The organism is Mariluticola halotolerans, assembly GCF_021611515.1.
In the GTDB taxonomy this organism is placed as follows: Bacteria; Pseudomonadota; Alphaproteobacteria; order Rhizobiales; family Devosiaceae; genus Mariluticola; species Mariluticola halotolerans.
This window is the reverse complement of record NZ_CP090960.1, coordinates 2788515-2809212: the sequence shown is the minus strand read 5'-3', so window position 1 is coordinate 2809212 and position 20698 is coordinate 2788515. Positions and strand designations below refer to the sequence as shown.

General features: G+C 58.6%; 14 protein-coding genes. 6 read left to right on the top strand and 8 right to left on the bottom strand.

The genetic code is table 11. The features are described 5' to 3' along the window. The first annotated feature begins 490 nt into the window (after positions 1-490). Positions 491-5221, top strand: a complete 4731-nt coding sequence (gene gltB, locus L1P08_RS13410; RefSeq protein WP_438268417.1) for a glutamate synthase large subunit — start codon at positions 491-493, stop codon at positions 5219-5221. 11 nt (positions 5222-5232) lie between these two features. Next, the gene (locus L1P08_RS13405) at positions 5233-6660 is read left to right on the top strand and encodes a glutamate synthase subunit beta (protein ID WP_303617500.1); all 1428 of its coding nucleotides are present in this window, start codon (positions 5233-5235) and stop codon (positions 6658-6660) included. Between the two features lie 13 nt (positions 6661-6673). On the opposite strand, the gene L1P08_RS13400 is transcribed toward L1P08_RS13405, so the two are convergent. Genes L1P08_RS13400 through galE form a run of 3 tightly spaced genes read right to left on the bottom strand, consistent with a single transcriptional unit; the run spans position 6674 to position 10132 of the window. Then, entirely contained in the window at positions 6674-7846 is a 1173-nt protein-coding gene (locus L1P08_RS13400; RefSeq protein ID WP_303617499.1) for a DUF459 domain-containing protein, read from the bottom strand. Between the two features lie 54 nt (positions 7847-7900). Next, the gene (locus L1P08_RS13395; protein WP_303617498.1) at positions 7901-9109 is read right to left on the bottom strand and encodes a lytic murein transglycosylase; all 1209 of its coding nucleotides are present in this window, start codon (positions 9107-9109) and stop codon (positions 7901-7903) included. A 36-nt stretch (positions 9110-9145) separates the two neighbouring features. Then, positions 9146-10132, bottom strand: coding sequence for a UDP-glucose 4-epimerase GalE (gene galE, locus L1P08_RS13390; protein WP_303617497.1), 987 nt, complete (start codon positions 10130-10132; stop codon positions 9146-9148). 173 nt (positions 10133-10305) lie between these two features. Between galE and galU the strand changes: the two genes are divergently transcribed. After that, complete coding sequence (gene galU / locus L1P08_RS13385) at positions 10306-11190, top strand: UTP--glucose-1-phosphate uridylyltransferase GalU (RefSeq protein WP_303617496.1); 885 nt, start codon at positions 10306-10308, stop codon at positions 11188-11190. Between the two features lie 51 nt (positions 11191-11241). Here the strand turns inward: galU and L1P08_RS13380 are convergent, their stop codons facing one another. Further along, a complete protein-coding gene (locus L1P08_RS13380; protein ID WP_303617495.1) occupies positions 11242-12732 on the bottom strand; it encodes an outer membrane beta-barrel protein in 1491 nt (496 codons plus the stop codon). Between the two features lie 222 nt (positions 12733-12954). On the opposite strand from L1P08_RS13380, the gene L1P08_RS13375 reads away from it, so the two are divergent. Next, entirely contained in the window at positions 12955-13725 is a 771-nt protein-coding gene (locus tag L1P08_RS13375; RefSeq protein ID WP_303617494.1) for a motility protein A, read from the top strand. Positions 13726-13749: 24 nt separating this feature from the next. Then, the gene (locus L1P08_RS13370) at positions 13750-14601 is read left to right on the top strand and encodes an OmpA/MotB family protein (protein WP_303617493.1); all 852 of its coding nucleotides are present in this window, start codon (positions 13750-13752) and stop codon (positions 14599-14601) included. 2 nt (positions 14602-14603) lie between these two features. Here L1P08_RS13370 and L1P08_RS13365 read toward each other — a convergent pair whose 3' ends face one another. The 3 genes from L1P08_RS13365 to hemH form a co-directional block, all read right to left on the bottom strand. After that, positions 14604-15056, bottom strand: coding sequence for an NfeD family protein (locus tag L1P08_RS13365; RefSeq protein ID WP_303617492.1), 453 nt, complete (start codon positions 15054-15056; stop codon positions 14604-14606). Between the two features lie 3 nt (positions 15057-15059). Further along, positions 15060-16019, bottom strand: coding sequence for an SPFH domain-containing protein (locus L1P08_RS13360; RefSeq protein ID WP_303617491.1), 960 nt, complete (start codon positions 16017-16019; stop codon positions 15060-15062). A 72-nt stretch (positions 16020-16091) separates the two neighbouring features. Next, positions 16092-17111, bottom strand: coding sequence for a ferrochelatase (gene hemH / locus L1P08_RS13355; RefSeq protein WP_303617490.1), 1020 nt, complete (start codon positions 17109-17111; stop codon positions 16092-16094). Between the two features lie 411 nt (positions 17112-17522). Between hemH and L1P08_RS13350 the strand changes: the two genes are divergently transcribed. Then, positions 17523-19037, top strand: a complete 1515-nt coding sequence (locus L1P08_RS13350) for a bifunctional metallophosphatase/5'-nucleotidase (RefSeq protein WP_303617489.1) — start codon at positions 17523-17525, stop codon at positions 19035-19037. A gap of 70 nt (positions 19038-19107) precedes the next feature. Here L1P08_RS13350 and L1P08_RS13345 read toward each other — a convergent pair whose 3' ends face one another. After that, complete coding sequence (locus L1P08_RS13345; protein ID WP_303617488.1) at positions 19108-20691, bottom strand: HoxN/HupN/NixA family nickel/cobalt transporter; 1584 nt, start codon at positions 20689-20691, stop codon at positions 19108-19110. Positions 20692-20698 lie beyond the last annotated feature (7 nt).

Here is a 20698-nt window from a genome sequence, read left to right as displayed (position 1 = left end):
GTTCGCGCATCTCCCCTCCTTGGATGCGCTGAACGCAGCCGGTCTGGCGAGAGGGTGCGCCCGGCAACGGGCGCGCCCGCTTCCATATCCGGGCATTTTCTGCTCCATACCCGGGCAAAATTTTCATCAAAAATTTACTTCCAGACGCTTGCTCCCCGCATAAAAATCTGCCAATGTCACCAGACATAGGACAGCATTGTTGTCCAAAAAAGCGCGAGTCAAAACGAGACCCCAACCCAAAACTGGGTTATAATCGCGCAAATCGTTCTGTGGCCTTCCCGTCTCCCGGGAACAGGTCACACATCGTGATGCGCCGCCCATAGCGAGGCGGCAGCAACGTGATGGGGCCACCCGGCCCACCCGAGTGGCCATTTGGATGAAGAGCCGCTCTCAATAAACCAAGTGGCGTTACTCGCCTCGAGCCGTACCAGGTACGACCCGAACCAGTGACGTGTCCGGCAAATTTGGACATAATGTCCGCCGGGGGAAAATGAGGATATACGTGATGGCAAAGCTGCGGAACGGATCGGTTGCGACCCCTCTGGCAACAGGCGCCACTGCGCTTAAATCCGGGCGTCCGGCGGCGCAGGGTCTTTATAACCCCATGAATGAGCATGATGCCTGCGGCGTCGGCTTTATCGCCCATATCAAAAACAAGAAATCCCACAACATCGTGGAAAAGGGCCTCGAAATCCTCGAGAACCTGACCCATCGTGGTGCCGTGGGCGCAGACCCCTTAATGGGTGATGGCGCCGGCATGCTGGTGCAGGTCCCGCACAATTTCTTTGCCAAGAGCGTCGATTTCGCCCTGCCTGGTGCCGGCGAATATGCCATCGGCATGATTTTCTATCCCAATGACGAAGGCCTGCGCGACAAGTGCGCCGAGCTGCTCAAGGGTTGCCTTGCCGATGAAGGCCTCACGCTTCTGGGCGAACGCGTCGTGCCATTCGATAATTCCTGCCTGTCCGAAGGCGTCATCGCCACGCAGCCGATCATCGAACAGGTATTCATCGCCCGCCCCGAGGGCATGGACCTCGACACCTTCGAGCGCAAGCTGTTGATCACCCGCAAGGTCATCTCCAACAGCATTTATTCGGCCCTGCCCGAGGCGCAGTCCGACAATGGATTTTACGTTGTCTCCATGTCGGCACGCACCATTGTCTACAAGGGCATGTTCCTCGCCTATCAATTGGGCGCATTCTATAATGATCTGAGCGATCCCGATTTTGAATCGGCCCTCGCCCTTGTGCATCAGCGGTTCTCCACCAACACCTTCCCGTCCTGGAAGCTGGCCCATCCCTACCGCATGACCGCCCATAACGGCGAGATCAACACCATTCGTGGCAACGTCAACTGGATGGCTGCCCGTCAGGCCTCTGTGGCGTCGGCGCTTTATGGCGACGACATCAATAAGCTCTGGCCGATCTCCTATGAAGGCCAGTCGGACACCGCCTGTTTCGACAACGCGCTCGAATTCCTCGTGCGCGGCGGCTATTCATTGCCCCATGCAGCCATGACCATGGTGCCCGAAGCATGGGCCGGCAATGCCCTGATGGATGACACGCGGCGCGCCTTTTACGAATATCACGCCGCCATCATGGAGCCATGGGATGGCCCCGCCTCGATGACTTTTTCCGATGGCAAGCAGATCGTTTCGACCCTTGACCGCAACGGCCTGCGGCCGGCCCGCTATTGCGTGACCACCGATGATCATGTGGTTCTCGCCTCAGAAGCGGGCGTTTTGACCATTCCCGAAGAGGAAATCGTCGAAAAGTGGCGCCTGCAGCCGGGCAAGATGCTGTTTGTCGATCTTGAGGAAGGCCGCATCATCGCCGACCGCGAGATCAAGCAGAAGCTCGCCGAGCAATTCCCCTATGCCCAGTGGCTGGGCCGCACCCAGATCGTGCTCGAAGACCTGCCCGAAACCGAACCCCAGGCGCCAAAAACCTCAGAAAGCCTGCTCGATCGTCAGCAGGCCTTTGGCTACACCCAGGAAGACATCAAGATCTTGATGGCGCCGATGGCCACCACCGGCCAGGAAGGCACTGGCTCGATGGGCACGGACACGCCCATTTCCGCGCTCTCGGAAAAGTCAAAGCTGCTCTATACCTATTTCAAGCAGAACTTCGCCCAGGTCACCAACCCGCCGATCGATCCGATCCGCGAGGAATCGGTGATGAGCCTTGTCTCGTTTATCGGCCCGCGCCCGAACCTGTTCGAATTGCGCGAGCAAAAGCACGTCAAGCGCCTCGAAGTGCGCCAGCCGATCCTGACCAATGGCGACCTGGAAAAGATCCGCACCATTGGCGATATCGCCGACAACCAGTTCCGCACCGAAACTCTCGACATTACCTATAATGGCGAGAAGGGTGCCGAGGGTATGGATGAGGCACTTGTAACCCTTTGCGAGCGGGCGGAAGCGGCCGTGCGCGAAGGCTACAACATCATCATTCTGTCTGACCGGATGGTCAGCGCGGACCGTATTGCCATTCCCGCATTGCTGGCCACCGCCGCCGTCCATCATCACCTCATCCGCAAGGGTTTGCGCACCTCGTCCGGCCTCGTGGTTGAAACCGGTGAAGCGCGCGAAGTGCATCACTTTGCCGTGCTGGCAGGCTATGGCGCAGAAGCCATCAACCCCTATCTGGCTTTCGAGACCCTCGCAGCGCTGCACGCCGAAGGCGAATATCCGCCCGAAGTTGATGAGCATGAAGTCATCTACCGCTACATCAAGTCGGTGGGTAAGGGTCTGTTGAAGGTCATGTCCAAAATGGGCATCTCCACCTATCAGTCCTATTGCGGCGCGCAGATTTTTGATGCTGTCGGCCTCTCCACCGAACTGGTCAACCGCTTCTTCTTCGGCACCGCCACAACGATTGAAGGTGTGGACCTTGAAGCTGTTGCCAACGAAACGGTCCGCCGCCACACACTGGCTTTCGGTGACGACGTTGTGCTGAAGCGCGCCCTCGATGTCGGCGGCGAATATGGCTACCGCATTCGCGGCGAAGCCCATGCATGGACGCCAAACGCGGTTGCCAACCTGCAGCACGCCGTGCGCACCCATGACGACAGCCCGGAAAACGCACAAGAGCGCTACAATGCCTTTGCTGCCGAGATCAATGATCAGGCATCCGAGGCCAAGGCCATCCGCTCCCTGTTCGACATCAAGCCGATCGGCCCTGCCGTGCCACTTGATGAGGTTGAACCCGCAGCGGATATCGTCAAGCGGTTCTCCACCGGCGCGATGAGCTTCGGCTCGATCTCGCGTGAGGCCCATTCAACCCTTGCCATCGCCATGAACCGGATCGGCGGCAAGTCGAACACCGGCGAAGGTGGCGAAGAGCCGGATCGTTACAAGCCTTTGCCCGATGGCTCATCCAACCCGATGCGCTCGGCCATCAAGCAGGTCGCCTCTGGCCGCTTTGGTGTGACCACCGATTATCTGGTCAATTCCGATGTCATCCAGATCAAGGTCGCTCAGGGTGCCAAACCCGGCGAAGGCGGTCAGCTCCCCGGTCACAAGGTTGACTGGGTCATCGCCAAGACACGGCATTCAACGCCGGGTGTGGGCCTGATTTCGCCCCCGCCGCACCATGATATCTATTCCATCGAGGATCTGGCCCAGCTCATTTATGATCTGAAAAACGTCAATCCCGCCGCCGATATTTCGGTCAAGCTCGTCTCCGAGGTTGGCGTCGGCACGGTTGCGGCTGGCGTTGCCAAGGCGCGCGCCGACCATATCACTGTCTCCGGTTATGATGGCGGCACCGGCGCGTCTCCGCTGACCTCGCTAAAGCATGCCGGCTCCCCTTGGGAAATCGGTCTGGCCGAAACCCATCAGACCCTTGTGCTGAACCGGTTGCGCTCCCGCGTGGCCCTGCAGGTCGATGGCGGTCTCAAGACCGGCCGGGATGTACTGATCGGCGCACTGCTGGGGGCCGATGAATTCGGCTTCTCCACCGCGCCGCTGATTGCGGCGGGCTGCATCATGATGCGCAAATGCCATTTGAACACCTGCCCGGTTGGCGTTGCCACCCAGGACCCGGTGCTGCGCAAGCGCTTCAAGGGCACGCCTGAACACGTCATCAACTACTTCTTCTTCATCGCCGAGGAATTGCGGGTGTTGATGGCGGAAATGGGTGCACGCACCATCAATGAACTGGTGGGCCGGTCCGACCTGCTCTCCCAGCACCGTCTGGTCGATCACTGGAAGGCCCGTGGCCTCGATTATTCCAAGCTGTTCTACAAGCCGGAGCCCCTGGGCGACGACACGATCTATCATTCCGAATTCCAGAACCATGAAATCGATGAGGTTCTCGACCGGACATTGATCGAGAAAGCCAAAGACGCCATCGCCAGCAAGACCCCGGTGCAGATCGAAACACCAATCCGCTCGCGCGACCGCTCGACCGGCGCCATGCTCTCGGGCGCTGTGGCCAAGGTTCATGGCTATGACGGACTGGCGGATGATACGATTTCGGTCAAGCTGACCGGCACTGCCGGACAAAGCTTTGGCGCCTTCCTTGGCAAGGGCATCAGTTTTGACCTTGTCGGCGAAGCCAATGACTATGTCGGCAAGGGCCTTTCGGGTGGCCGGCTCGTCGTCCGCACCCCGGAAAACGCCCGCGTTGTGCCCGAGAAGTCGATCATTGTCGGCAATACCGTGCTCTATGGCGCCATTTCCGGTGAATGCTATTTCCGCGGTGTCGCCGGCGAACGTTTTGCCGTGCGCAATTCCGGTGCCATCGCCGTTGTTGAAGGCACAGGCGATCACGGCTGTGAATACATGACCGGCGGCGTTGTCGTTGTCATCGGCGAAACCGGCCGCAACTTTGCAGCCGGCATGTCCGGCGGCGTGGCTTACGTTCTTGATGAAGACCAGACATTCCGCGAGCGCTGCAACCTCGCCATGGTCGATCTTGAACCGGTGCAGGAAGAAGAAAAGCTGATGCGGTCAATCCACCATCATGGTGGCGACCTTGAATGGCATGGCCGTGTCGACATTTCCGGCGACATGACCAAGCATGATGATGAGCGCCTGCATCAGCTCATCTCCAACCATCTGCATTATACCGGTTCAACCCGCGCCCGGACCATTCTCGACAACTGGGCTGACTATCGGCCCAAGTTTGTGAAGGTCATGCCGGTTGAATATGCCCGCGCCATTCGCGAAATGGAAAACAACAAAGGCCGGCCCACGCATCAGCCGGCAGCGGAATAGGGAAAAGCATTATGGGTAAGGTTACAGGCTTTCTCGAGATCGACCGCGAAGAACCGCGCTACGAGCCGGCATCGGACCGTGTGCGTCACTATGGCGAATTCACCATCCCGATGTCGGAAGGCCGGATTGTCGATCAGGCTGCACGCTGCATGGATTGCGGCGTGCCCTATTGCCATGGCGATACCGGCTGCCCGGTCAACAACCAGATTCCCGACTGGAACGATCTGGTCTATAGCGGCGACTGGGAAGAAGCTGCGCGCAATCTGCATTCGACCAATAACTTTCCCGAGTTCACCGGCCGCATCTGCCCCGCCCCGTGCGAGGAAGCCTGCACGCTGAACCTTGAGGATGTCCCGGTTGCCATCAAGACCGTGGAACAGGCCATCGCCGACAAGGCCATCCGCTCCGGCTGGCTCAAGCCGCAAATAGCCGAGGTCAAAACCGGCAAGACCATCGCCATTATCGGCTCCGGCCCCGCAGGGCTCTCCGCGGCCCAGCAATTGGCCCGTGCCGGCCATGATGTACATGTGTTCGAGCGTGAGCCGAAAGCCGGTGGCCTGCTGCGCTATGGCATTCCCGATTTCAAGATGGAAAAAGAGCATATCGACTTCCGCGTAAAGCAGATGGAAGCCGAAGGCGTGACCTTCCATTACAACGAGAATATCGGCGTCACCCGCACGATCGAGGATTTGCGCGCCAATCATGACGCCGTCCTCCTCACCGGCGGTTCGGAATTCCCGCGCCATCCGGGTTGCGAGGGCACTCATTTTGCCGGCGTACATTACGCCATGCCCTATCTGATCCAGCAGAACCGCCGCGTTGGCGGGGAAGATATTTCCGATCAGCAGCCGCTGGTTGCCGCCGGCAAGCATGTCGTCGTCATCGGCGGCGGCGATACCGCGTCCGATTGCGTTGGCACGGCCTTCCGTCAGGGCGCCATTGCGGTCACCCAGATGGATATCCGCCCGCAGCCGCCCGAAAAGGAAGACAAGCTCTCCACCTGGCCCAATTGGGCGGTGAAGATGCGCACCTCCTCGTCGCAGGCGGAAGGTGCCATCCGCCAGTTCTCCGCCGGCACGCTCGAGATCAAGGGCAATGACAACGGTCACGTCACCCATGTTGCCTGCGCCAAGGTCGACCGCGCCCGCAAGCCCATCCCCGGCACCGAATTCGACATCAAGGCCGATCTGGTTTTGATGGCGATCGGCTTCGCCCATCCGGTGCATGAAGGCATGCTTGATGAGCTGGGTGCAAAGCTGGACCAGCGTGGCAATTTGTTTGCCGACACATTCAGCTACAAGACTTCGGTTGAAGGCGTCTATGCCGCCGGCGACATGCGCCGTGGCCAGTCACTGGTGGTCTGGGCCATTCGGGAAGGCCGTCAGGCCGCCCGTTCCATCGATATGGATTTGATGGGCACCACCAACCTGCCCCGCTAAACGCAATATCGGGCTAGTCCGCAGCACCAGATGTTGCGGACTGGCTCAAATCCACCCCAACCCCGAACGCATCTGCGCGTCCCACCGGCGCTTTCACCATCTCGTCCAGTGAAAAGCCGGATGACACACCGGCCCCCGGTTCCGCAATCAACAGATCGCCCGCGCGCCGCGTGATCGATTTCAGCGGAATAACCGCCCCGGCAACCTCCAGCAACCGCACCTGCCCCAGCCCTTGAAACGGCAGGCGCACCATCGAGGCGGCGTCCGTATTGGCCAGGGGATCCACCACGGCGACGCTGATCGTGCCGCCGCGATAAAACCGTTTCAGCGACTGATTGATGAAAAACGCCAGCTTGTCCGACCCCGCGCTCGAGAAATGGATACCATCCTTCTTGCGCATCAAAACATTCTGGCCGTTCAAATCCGGGCCATTGGCAACATAATTGCCAGCCTCATCGGCAAACCGGTCAAACGTCTCCACATATTCAGCCCCGGCAGAAAACGCCGCCAGCCGCTGCAATGAGGAGATCTGCGTCATCGCCGAGCCATAGCTCGGCGCTTCCATCGGCGGCAATTCTACCCAGATCACCGGCTTGCCCGCCAAACGCAATTGCTCCAGAAAGCCATTGAGCCGTGCCGAATAGGCGACTTTCCATTCGTCGGTCAACGGTTTGACGCTGGTCCCATCAACCCGCAAATTTTGACGGTCATTAATCCCCATCGCCACCACGGCAATATCAAAACTGTCCGCCGCAATCGCGTCGCGCAATGCCTTGTCCCAGTCAAAGAAATCATCGCGCACAAAGCCTGAAGATCCAACGCCTTGCCCGATAATCACCAGATTCGGATCCTCGGCATAAAACCTCTCCATCGCCTTGGCGAGGTCAACCGCCAGCGAATCGCCAAACACCGCCAACCGCGTCGCGTCGAGAGCCTTCTCTACATTCGGGGTCGGCACCGCCGGCGGCAGCGCGGCCTTGCGGGTGCTGGAGGCGGCAGGCTTGCGCGTCTTGCGCGGCGCTTCCGCCGCCGGCTTGTCGTCCGAGCCGAACAACAGGTCAAACAGCGTGCGCTTCTTTTGTTGCTGCGCCACCTCGATACGGTCCTGCGCCTGGGCCACCACCGGCACAAGTGCTGGCAGGCTCAAGCCAAGAACGAACAGAACAAGGATCAAAACGCGCATCATGAGCTTTCATTATCAGCAACAGGCGGTCAAAACCAAGGCAGATTGCGTTTTGATCTAGCGTGTCGCGGCCTGCAATGCCGCATGGGCGTCTCGGGTGATGAACCCATCCGCCACCAATCCCCGCGCCGCCTGAAAGCGTTGATAGGCTAATTGCGATATAGGCCCGATCCGCCCATCCACTTCCCCATCATAAAACCCGAGCTGTTTCAGCCAACGCTGAATATCGATCCGCTGCTGCCGGTTGGGAAACTGCGTTGTCTTGGGCCACGGTGTCACAAACGGCCCAGCCCCTTTCAGCCGGTCCGTCAAATGCGCCACGGCCAGCGCATAAGAATCCGAAAAGTTATAGCCCTTGAGCACCAGGTAGTTGGGGGTCATCAGGAATTTCGGTCCGTTCTGTCCAGTCGGCACATAAAGAAAAACATCCTGGTTGAGGTCTGCAAATTCCCGTCCCTTCACCCGGCGCACGCCGCGCTCGGCAAAAAACCGCACCGGGCGCATCTCTGTGCGCGTGGCGAGCGTATAATCAAATCCCGTCGGCAGTTCGACCTCGAACCCCCAGTCAATGCCCGGCTGGTATTTGAGGGCTCTGAGATAGACCGCCGTCGTCGCCAATGCATCCGCTAAAGAGGCATGCGGATTAACCCGGCCATCACCGTCCCCATCGGTGCCATGGGCCAAAAGCCCGGAAACAATCACCTGCGTGTGCCCGATAGCCCCCGCCCACGAACCTACCAGCGTGTCAGCCCGCCAGCCATGATCCTGGATCAATCGCAAGGCCACAAGCAACTCGTTCTCATCCTCTGCCAGCCGCCCGCGCCGGTGATGCACCAGCGTCGCCAGCGAGGGGATGACGGGTTTGATCAGTTTTGAATTACCCAGCACCGCACCATAATCGGTTTCCATGCCCCAGATCGCCCCGAGAATGGCAGGATCGACGCCATATTGCTGGCCGATGCGATCAAACAGCGCCCGGTTGCGCGCCATGGCATCCCGCCCACGCTGAATACGGCCCGACGAAACCCGCCCCTCGATATAGTCCCACATCGGGGTCGAGAATTCTGGCTGGCTGGTCACCAGTCCCGGAATATTGCTGACGGGTTTAAGCCCGGCTGTCACCTGCCGATAGACATCGCGCGAAATCCCCGCCCGCACTGCCTTCGCTTCAAAGCCGCGCACAAACGCATCAAAGCTTTCCACGGGGTCAGCAGCAGCCGGCAAAGCCAGCAATGCAAACAGGACAGTCGTTAAAACCCGCAACATCCAATCCTCCTTCTGTCCGCCACCCGGCGGCAATGATCAGCGATTGCGCGTCATCAAATGTTTTTCCCAGGCATAGGCAGTCTGCACAATCTCCTGAAGATCGTCATGGGCCGGCTGCCAGTTGAGCAGCGCCCGTGCCTTGTCGGCCTTGGCAACGATCGCAGCCGGATCTCCGGCGCGGCGCCCGACTTCCCGCGCCTCAAAATCTACCCCCGAAACCGAGCGGACCACATCAACAACTTCCCGCACGGAATAGCCACGCCCATAACCGCAATTAAGCGTCGTGCTATCCCCACCGCTGCGCAAATGCGCCAACAACAGGGCGTGCGCTTCCACCAGATCGGTCACATGAATATAGTCTCTGACACAGGTGCCATCCGGCGTCTCATAATCAGAGCCAAACACATTCATGAACGCGCGCTGCCCCAAAGCCGTCTGCGCCGCGACCTTGATCAAATGGGTCGCCTCTGGCGTTGACTGGCCAGAACGGCCGGCCGGGTCCGCACCTGCCACGTTGAAATAGCGCAACACGCCATAGGTTAAGGGGTGCGCCGCTGCAACGTCCGCCAGCATCATCTCGGTCATCAGCTTGGAGCGCCCATAAGGCGATTCCGGCTTGAGCACAGCCGCCTCATCCACGGGGTCCATGCCGATCATGCCGTAAACGGCGGCTGTCGAGGAAAAGATGAAATGCTTCACACCGGCTGTCACCGCCGCCTCAATGAGTGCCCGCGAGGTCACCGTGTTATTGGCGTAATATTTAAGCGGGTTCTCAACTGATTCAGGCACAACAATCGATCCGGCGAAATGCAGGATTTCTTCAATTCCGTGCTCGGCAATGGTTTTCTTGACCAGCTCGATATCGCCGGCATGCCCTTCGACAAAAGTTGCACGCCCGTCAATCGACCAGTCAAATCCGGTCGTCAGATTGTCGAGCACAACCACGTCCTCGCCCGCATCCTTGAGCCGCAGCACCATGTGGCTGCCAATATACCCGGCCCCACCGGTTACCATCACCGCCATTCGGATCTCCCGTTTTCCGCACCCGCCCGCAGAGGAATTTCATTCCCCTGATCAGGGCGACACATAATTCAACTTAAAAAGTCGGCACCATTAAGGGAACCGCTTTAGTCGCTAGTTGTTTAGATAGCATTACGCGGCTAGTTTAAGCCTGTTTAACAAGGAGAATTTTGCACATGGCCGATAGGGTCCGCACCGCCGTTTTTCCCGTCGCAGGTCTTGGCACCCGTTTTTTGCCCGCGACCAAGGCCATGCCCAAGGAAATGCTGCCCGTCGTCGATCGGCCGCTGATTCAATATGCCGTGGATGAGGCGCGCGACGCTGGCATCGAACATTTCGTTTTTGTCACCGGGCGCAACAAGGGCGTGATCGAAGATCATTTCGACCGGCAATTCGAGCTGGAATATACCCTCGAGCAGCGCGGCAAAACTGACGAACTGGCTGAACTGCGTGAAGATCTTCCTCAGCCCGGCCGGTCCAGCTTCACCCGCCAGCAAGAGCCACTTGGCCTTGGCCATGCTGTCTGGTGCGCCCGCGAACTCGTTGGCAACAATCCCTTCGCCCTTTTGCTGCCCGACATGCTGATCAAGGCCGCCCCCGGCGCGCTTTCCCAGATGATGTCAGCTTATGAAGAACGCGGCGGCAACATCATCGCTGTCGAGGAAGTCGACCCAAAGGACGTATCGTCCTATGGCATTGTAGGCCGTGGCGAAGGCCCCAACAGCGCCTTTGATATCACCAGCATGGTGGAAAAGCCCAAGGTTGAAGAAGCCCCCTCCAACCTCATCATTTCCGGGCGCTACATTCTGCAGCCCGAAATCTTCTCGCTTCTGTCCAAGCACAACAAGGGCGCTGGCGGCGAAATCCAGTTGACCGATTCCATGCAGACCCTGATGGAAAGCCAGAATTTCACCGGCGTGAAATTCGATGGCCGCACCTTCGATTGTGGGTCCAAGGTGGGCTTTCTCACAGCCAATCTGGTCTACGCCCTCGATCGTCCGGACATTGCCGATGATTTCACCAAGGAAATTCGTGCTTTAGGCCTCAATACGCCAATTTAGCGACAAGGCCCGCACGCTCACCCCGCATAGCCCACTCATCACGCTCAGAAATCAGCGTGAATAGGTCATCCCCACAGAGACTTTGTGATTATCGCGCAAGGCGCTGCCGGTCGCTTCCCGCAAGCCATATTCATAATCGGCACTCAGCACCGTATGCGCATTGAGGGTGAAATCAGCGCCCAGGCCGGCAGTGTAAACCGCGCTCTGGTCGGTTGTGTCCGAATACCGCGTCCAGGTGCCACCAATATTGGCCCGGACGGCCGTCCGGTCATTGATCAGATAGCGCGCCACGCTGGACGCTGAATAATCAATCTGTGCCGTCGCACCTGTTGACGAGGCAGGCGCGGAAAACTCGGTGCCAAACAACGCAGACAATTCCACCGGCGCATTGGGACGATAGGTCAATGTCGCGTTGACCAGCGCCGCTGGTGCATCACTCAGCAACGCACTGTCAAACCGGCGCAACCCGTATCCGGCCGAAAACTCGGCAACAACCACATTGTCCCAGTTCCCGGTTACCCCGGCGCGCACAGCATAGGTCCAGCTATTCAGCGCCACCCCGGCACTTGCCGAGGCCATGTCGTAAAGGCTGCGTTCCGCAGAGGCTTCCACAAACGCATTGGTGCGCCCGCTCAGCGCATAGCTGACCCGGCCGGTGCCCGTGACAGAAACCCGGTTCCGGTCGCCATTCAGGTCAGTACCGCCGGAAGTGAGTTGTGTTTCGCCATAAACGACACGTTCAACCTCGCCGCGCCCCTCGAACCCGAACCGGCCCGACCGGCGGGTGACCGCCACATCCGCAGAACCGGTCACAATCAATGGTTGTTCGGCAATGCCGGTATCCGCATCGAGGTCATAAGGGCTGGCCTGATCAATGCTGACCGATGCCCCGCCGCTGATCTCGGTTTGCCGGTTGAGCATGTGCTCGCCGGTAAAATCGAGCGTACCGCTCGACAGGCGAAAGACGTCGCCGCCTTCCTTGCTCAGGTTGGCATTGCCGCTGAAGACCACATTGCCGGCATTTAATTGCCGCGTCACGCTGGCCTCGGGCAGAATTGCAATCCCGAAACGCTGACCATTGCTGCCCGTATTATACGTACCGCGCAAAGTCACACTCCAGTCTGCCTCCAGACCGGGAAATTGTGCGGGCTCCGCCGGATAGGCCTGCCGATAGGGTGCCGGAGCAGCAGCGATTTCAGGAGCGGCTTCATGCAAAACCGGCGCTTGCCGCGCACCCTGCTGTCTGGGTGCAGCGTCCTTGAACACCGTGTCGTAATCAGGCGACGGACAACCGATCTGTTGAAGCCCGTAGGGGTCAACAGCATTGCAATCGAGCGCGGGTGCTTTGGGTGGGGTTCTTGTGGCGGACGCGGCCGGTCCGCGAAGCGTATGGCCAAAATTGCATGCCAGCCCGTCAACACAACTCGCATCGATCGAACCGCGCAGCAATTGCGGATTATTGACCCCGGAACCATCTGCCGCCAGCAGCGGGCCGGACGCACCAAACCCCAGCGCAGCCATCAGGGCTGCACTGCCGATCAACGTTAACTTGGGCGATCCCCGCCTCGCCAAAACCAATGCTCCCCGGCGCAAAAACACACCAAGTATTATGCATCGGCAAGTTTGGTTAACAAAATATTACCAACCCCAAACAAAGCGCTGATTACACACCATTAACCCTATTATTTAACAGCGCTTTAGGCCTGTACCCGCAATATGGCGAACATATTGAATTCTTGACTACGGCTTGCAGGAGTAGGCAGCTTGGATCTCGCAACAATTATCGGCATGGTGGTCGGTGGCACCGTCATCATCATTGCTATCATGCTCGGCGGCTCCTTTGGTGCCTTTGTCGATATGCCCTCAATGCTGATTGTTATCGGCGGCGGCATGGCTGCGACCCTGATCCGCTTCCCCCTCGCCGGCGTCATGGTCGCCTTCCAGACCGGCGGCAAAGTTGCCTTCACCCACACCAAGGTGGAATCCCGCGAGCTGATCGACAAGATCGCTGAAATGGGTGACATCGTGCGCCGCGCCGGTCCTCTCGGTCTTGAATCGGTCGAAATTGACGAGCCCAACCTCGCCAAGGGCGCGCAGATGATCGCCGATGGCTATGATGGATCGTTCATTCGCGAATCCATGGAGCTGGCCCGCGATCAGTACTTGACCCGATTGATGGAAGGTCAACGCGTTTTCAAATCTCTCGGTGATGCCGCCCCCGCATTCGGCATGATCGGCACCCTGGTTGGCCTCGTGCAGATGCTGGGGAACATGGATGACCCCAGCGCCATCGGCCCCTCAATGGCCGTCGCTTTGCTGACCACGCTTTATGGCGCTGTGATCTCCAATCTCATCTGCCTGCCCGTCGCTGACAAGCTGACCGCCAAACTGGGTTTTGAAGAAATCAACCAGACTCTGATCATCGATGGCGTCATGTCGGTACGCGACGGCAAAAGTCCCGCTCTTATCCGCGAAATGCTGGTGGCCTATCTGCCTGAAAATCAGCGCAGCGAAGAATTGCCCGAAGCCGCTTGAGCGGCGATTGGAGACGGTTAAACCATGGCACGCAAAAAGCTCAGCCCCTCAGGCGTTCCAGAATGGTTGGTGACTTTCGCTGACCTCATGTCCCTGCTTGTCTGCTTTTTCGTGCTCATCATCTCTTTTTCGATTCAGGATCAGGAAAAGCTGCAGGTCGTCGCCGGTTCCATGAAGGACGCCTTCGGCATTGAAGCCATCGCCAAGAAATCCGGCGTCATCGAACGCAACGGCAATCCCGAGCGCGACTTCCAGAAGCGCCTGACCCTTGAGGAAACCAAGGCCGAGACAGAATTCGCAACGGTTGAACATGACGAGGCGGAAAAGCAGGGTGCTGAAGCCAATACTTATGACATTGAGAAAACCGATGTCGATCACCCGCAGCGCTTCTCGCTCGCCTCTGCGACGCTGAAACAGGCGTTTCAGGACCTGCCCGAAATCACCAGCATTTCCGACAATCTGATTGTGCAGGATACCGAGGAAGGCGTGAACCTGATCATCGCCGACCAGCAAGGCCGCTCAATGTTCCCCGAAGGTTCGAAATATCCTTACGAGAACACGAGGAAAGCCGTCGCGGCCATGGCCCCGCTTCTGGCCAAAATGCCGAACCAGATCCGCGTCTCCGGCCACACCGCCGCGGGCACGGTTTACGCCAATCCGCGCTATGGCCGCTGGGAACTGTCCGCCGACCGCGCCAATGCAATCCGTGCCATCCTCGAGGAATTCGGCGTGCCATCGCAGCAGATTTTCTCGGTCGTCGGCCGGGGTGATGCAGAACCCTATTTCCCCGACGACCCCTATCTCGCCTCAAACCAGCGCGTTTCGATCATGTTGGTGGATGAAGAGCCGCCGCTGCCGGTCGAACTCACGCCTTAGGGTTAAGCCGCTTCGACACGCAACACAGCGCCATCGGCACCCGTCACCCGCACCCGCGCGCCTTCTGGCAAGTCCGGACCAATAACCCGCCACACGGAATCATCAAGCGAAATCCGCCCCCGCCCACCGCTGATCGGCTCCTCCAGCACGGCTTCCTGCCCGATATACCGTAAAGCCCGCTTGTTGAGAAAAGGCCGGTCGCTCTCCTCACCGCGATTGCGCCGCGAGTAATTGAGCCAGGCAAAAAGGCTGACAATCGACAAGACGCCATAAAGCAGCCATTGCATGGCCCAGGGCACCGGCTGCATCAGCGTGATCAACCCCACGATAATGGCCGCGCCCCCAAGCCAGACCACTACGCCGCCCGGCACGATCAACTCGACCCCCAGCAATATCAACCCGCCGATAATCCACGACCAGGGCCCATAGGAGATGATCAGGTCAAGCAGGTCCATGGCCTACTGCCCCGACGAAGGCGGACGGCTGGACGAGCGTTTCGGCGCATCGCCACCAAAGGTTTCCTTGGCAATCTCGGCGATACCGCCCAAAGCCCCGATGACATTGGATGCCTCGACCGGCAACATCAAAAGCTTCTGGTTGGGCGATTTGGCAATGCTCTCGAGCGCCTGGATGTAATTATTGGCGACAAAATAATTGATCGCCTGCACATCGCCCTTGGCAATGGCCTCGGAAACCATCGTGGTTGCCTTGGCCTCCGCTTCCGCTGAACGTTCGCGCGCCTCGGCATCGCGGAATGCAGCCTCCCGGCGCCCCTCCGCTTCCAGCACCTGCGCCTGCTTTGCGCCCTCTGCCTGCAAAATCGCACTCTGGCGACGACCTTCAGCTTCAAGAATAGCTGCGCGTTTTTCGCGTTCAGCCTTCATCTGCCGGCCCATCGCCTCGACAAGATCCTTGGGCGGATCGATATCCTTGATCTCGATACGGGTGATTTTCAGCCCCCAGGGCGACACCGCCGCATCCACCACATGCAACAACCGATGGTTGATCTCGTCGCGATTGGAAAGCAGTTCATCAAGATCCATCGACCCCATCACCGTACGGATATTGGTCATGGTCAGGTTGAGCACGGCATGCTCCAGCTGTGACACCTCATAGGCCGCCGCCGCCGCATCCAGCACCTGGTAAAACGTCACGCCATTGGCAGTCACCGTCGCGTTGTCGCGGGTAATGACTTCCTGATGCGGCACGTCGAGCACCTGCTCCATCATGTTGAGCTTGCGCCCAACCCGGTCGATAAATGGCACGATCAGGTTAAGACCTGGCTTCAATGTCCGCGTATAGCGCCCGAACCGCTCAATGGTGAAATTAAAGCCCTGGGGCACAACTTTGGTGCCCGCAAACAGCACCAGAATGGCCAGAACACCAGCCACAAGTAACGTCGTTGAAAAGCCGTCCATTATAATCTCCTCGCGCCCCACACAACAATCTATGGGTGTCGGCAGGCAGACGCAATAATTGTGTAATTAAGGCTATATCCAGCCCATTAATTCCCGCCGTACAACGCTTTCTATGACGTCCATGCCAGCGGGAGAGTCATTAAGACACGGAATATAGGCGTAATGAGTACCGCCATGCGTCTCAAAACTGTCTTTCCCCTCCATCGCCAGTTCTTCCAGCGTTTCAAGACAGTCCACCGAAAAGGCGGGCGCCAGAATTGCCACTTTCTTGATGCCCTTTTCCGGCAGCGTCTCCAGCGTCACATCGGTATAGGGCTTCAGCCATTCCTCAGGGCCGAACCGGCTTTGAAAACTCACGATCAGCTTGTCTTTGTCCCAGCCCAGTTTTTCCCGGGTCAGCCGCGTCGTCTTCACGCACTGGCAATGATAGGGATCGCCCTTTTGCAAATAGCTCTCGGGCATGCCGTGATAGGAGGTGATCACCACATCCGGCTCAAAATCGAGCGCCGCAATGCCTGAGGAAATGCTCTCGGCCAGCGCCGCGACATAGACGGGATCATCGAAATAGGGCGGCGCCGTGCGCACCGCGGGCTGCCAGCGCATGGTTTTGAGAATATCAAACGCCTTGTCATTGGCGGTTGCCGTGGTCGGGGCGGAATATTGCGGATATAGCGGCACCAGCAAAATCCGGTCGCATCCGGCGGCCTGCATCGCCTTCAACCGGCTCTCGGTCGAGGGATTGCCATAGCGCATGGCAAAATCCACCAGCGCCGCATCGCCCATCCGCGCCTGCAGTTTTTCCGCCTGCGACCGCGCGATCACACGCAAAGGACTGTCTTTGGCCTCATAATCCCAGATCTTGTCATAGGCCGCGCCACTTTTTTTCGGCCGAAAGGTCAAAACGATCAGGTTGAGAATGAACCACCAGATTATCCGCGGCGTCTCAATCACCCGCGCGTCCGACAGGAACTCTTTCAAATAGCGTCGCATCGACCAGTAGTCGGTGGCATCGGGTGTTCCCAGATTGAGCAGCAGCACCCCCACTTTGGGTGGTTTCACCGGCGGATGGTCTTTGGGAAGGTGCTCAGACATATAGGACCCGTATGCTCGGACTGGTTGCGTTCGCTGCCACCTTAGCCATCCCCCCGCCGGACGCAAGAAAGACCGTCCGCGTGTGACAGTATGCCGTGTCCGCCACCAAGCACCATCGGGCAGTTTTGACCAAAAGATCAAATTAGCTCTTTTCAGCTTCCCCATTCTGGCATTTAATCGGCTTCGGTCAGCACAATGGCCCGAAATGCAGGCTTTTGGGCTTGTTAAAAAACTGCACCAATTCTGCTCTATGTGGGGTCGTCAGCCATGTAGGTCAGCACAAAATCCAGAGCTGACGACACCGGCGTCCCGGAGGCGCAGCGTATGGAGGCGATCCCCCGGAACCATCAAGCAAGCGCACCAACGACCACCTGACAGACCGGTGGCCATCCGTTTCCAAGGAGAACCGACATGTCGAACTATCTCAAAACACTTGCTGTGGTGATCGCGGGCACCACCGCCCTCAGCGGCGCCACGCTGGCCCCGGCCTATGCCGAAACCGTCAAACTGACCATTCTAGGCGCGGGTGACCTCTATAACTTCACCGAAACCGGTGGCCGGGGCGGCTTTGCCCGTCTCAATGCCGTCGCACGGGCCGAAAAGGCCGCCAACCCCAACATGCTTTATGTCTTCGATGGCGACATGCTGTCCCCCTCCCTGCTCTCGGGTTTCGATAAAGGCCAGAACACGATCGATCTGACCAATATCGTGCCCTTCGACATTGCCGTACCGGGCAATCATGAATTCGATTTCGGCACCGAAAATTTCCTGCAAAAAGTCGGCGCGTCCGAATACCCATGGGCTGCCATCAACATCACCCATGCCGATGGCTCGCCGATTGACGGGCTTGGCGGCACCATGATGAAGGAAATCGCCGGCCTCAAGATCGCACTGGTTCCCGTCGCCCAGGACACCACGCCGGTTGTCTCCAGTTCTGGCGACTGGAAGTTTGAAGGCACGGTCTCCTCCGCCATCGCTGCAGCCAAGGCCGCCCGTGCCGAGGGTGCAGATCTGGTTGTCGGCGTCATCCAGACCGACCACGCCAATGACCGCGAGATCGCAGCCAGCCATGCCTTTGATGTCATCATGTCCGGCGACGACCATGACTACATGACGGGCTATGACGGCATCACCGCCTATGTCGAAACCTCGACGGACGCAAAATTCCTCGCCCCGCTCGACCTCACCGTCGAGATCGGCGAAAATGACGGCAAGCGCACCATCAGCTGGACCCCGCATTTCCGTTACATCGACACCGCAACCGTCACCCCGGATCCGGAAACCCAGGCACTGGTCGATGAACTCAAGACCACGCTCGACGCCAGCCTCAACACCGATATTGGCACCACCAATACCGCGCTCGATTCTCGTCGCAACATTGTGCGTACCGAGGAATCGGCCATGGGCAACCTGATTGCCGATGCCATGCGGGCTGCCAATGGCGCCGATCTGGCCATCACCAATGGCGGCGGCATTCGCGCTGATCGTGAATATGAAGCCGGCACCATGCTCACCCGCCGCGACATTCTCAGCGAATTGCCCTTTGGCAATGTCACTGTGGTGTCCGAATTGACCGGCCAGCAGATCCTGGATGGCCTCGAAAACGGTTTCAGCCTGGTTGAAGAAGGCGGCGGGCGCTTCCCGCAGGTCTCTGGCATCAAGATCGAAATCGATACCAGCAAGCCAGCGGGTGAACGTGTTGTCTCGGTCATGGTGGGCGACGCACCGCTCGACCCGGCAGCAACCTACAAGGTCGCCACCAATGACTATATGCTGCGCGGTGGTGACGGTTACACGGCCTTTGTCGGCGGCAATGTGCTGATCGACGATCGCAATGGCGATCTCATGGCCAATGATGTCATCGAATATATCCTGCAAACCGGGTCGGTCGATGCCAAGGTTGAAGGCCGCATTGTCAAAAAATAATGCCGTCTGCATCTGATGAAAAAGGGCGGCATGGCCGCCCTTTTTTTTATTCTGAATACTGGGACCTTGGCTACAAATTCGCCATCAGCAGAATAACGCCGAAAGCCAGCACCAACACAGCGCCGAACAGTTCAAGCCACCACAGCACATCCGCAGCCACCGCTGCATAGGGGCCCTTGTAGAACAACCGCGCCGCGCCTTTGGCCCCCACAGCCACAATCGCCAGTGCGCTCACGGTCAGCGCGGTACCCAGTGCCATGATGAATACGGCGGCAATACCTGCAGCCAAAACACCCTGGCTGAGAGCAAAAACCAGCACCACCAGCGCGCCTGAACAGGGCCGCAACCCCACAGCAAGCACAACACCCAGCACCTCGCGCCAGCCGCCCCGCATTTGTTTGGGCGTCACCATATGCACATGGTCATCGTGATGGGCATGGTCGTGGTGATCATGGTTATGCGCGTGATGATGATGGCTATGGCCAAACCCGAACAGTTTGCGCGCAATCAGCCAAAGCCCCAAAAGGATCACCAGTACATAAGAGCCGATCACCAGAACATTCGCACTCTCGCTCAGCCGCATACTGGTCATGTTCAACACAAGGGCGGCAAACAGTACAAACACCACAGCGGTAACCGCCTGCATGAGTGCTGAGGCAAAACTAAGCCCGATGCCCCGCTTCAATTCGGATTCGGTCGCCAGCACATAGGATGAGATCACCACCTTGCCGTGTCCCGGACCGGCGGCATGAAACACGCCATATAAAAAGCTGATCAGGCTCAGAACCCAGAAGGCATTGCCATCAGCCCTGAGCTGGCCGAGGGCATTGGTCATGGCGCCATAAAAGGTTTGCTGTTGTTTGAAGACCCAGCCGAGAAGGCCGGTACGCACGACCGGCAAGCCCCGCTCAACCGGCGGCGCACCAAAGGGTGCCGCTGTACCGCGCGACAACCGTTCGCTGGCTTCCAGCGCCGAGCGCGGTGCGATGCCGTCGCAGCGCACGATCACCACATTGGCAAGATCGGCCGCAACGCTTTTCAGCTCCGGCGGCAGAACGGTGACATCAGGCCCAAGCTCGAACAATTGCTGCTCAATCGCCGGGTCTATCTGTTTGGGCGGATTTACCTCGCCGACGCAGCTGTCCGGCGCATTCTCAAGCGTCACACCACGATCAGTCAAAAAGGTGAAAGACGCATAATATTCAGGATCCGAAACCTCGATCTCCAGCAACCCGCCCACACGGATCGGCGCGTCGGGGATCAGGGTGAAATGCAGTGTCGTGCGTGCGCCATCATAGGTCAGGTGCGGATCGGGGCCAGGGGAGAACCGGACATTCTCCTGCCCCACCCCGGCAAAGGTATAATATTCATATTCCCGCAAGCCCACCATGTTCTCGTCGGCCAGCGACTGGAATTCAGCCTTGCTGATCTGCCCGTCCCCGTCCGTATCCAGCCCCTGAATCGACCAGGATGAAAATGCCTGATCAAAAGTCCATTCATGCCGGATGGCGCTGACATCACCATCAGCATTGAAAACGACCACCGAACGGGCGTCGATCCAGATATGCGGATGCGCCTGAACCTGTTGAATTGCAAAAATAAACAGCGCGAGCGTTGTCAAAACACCAGCAAGAAGACGACGGCAGCCAGTCAAGGCGCAC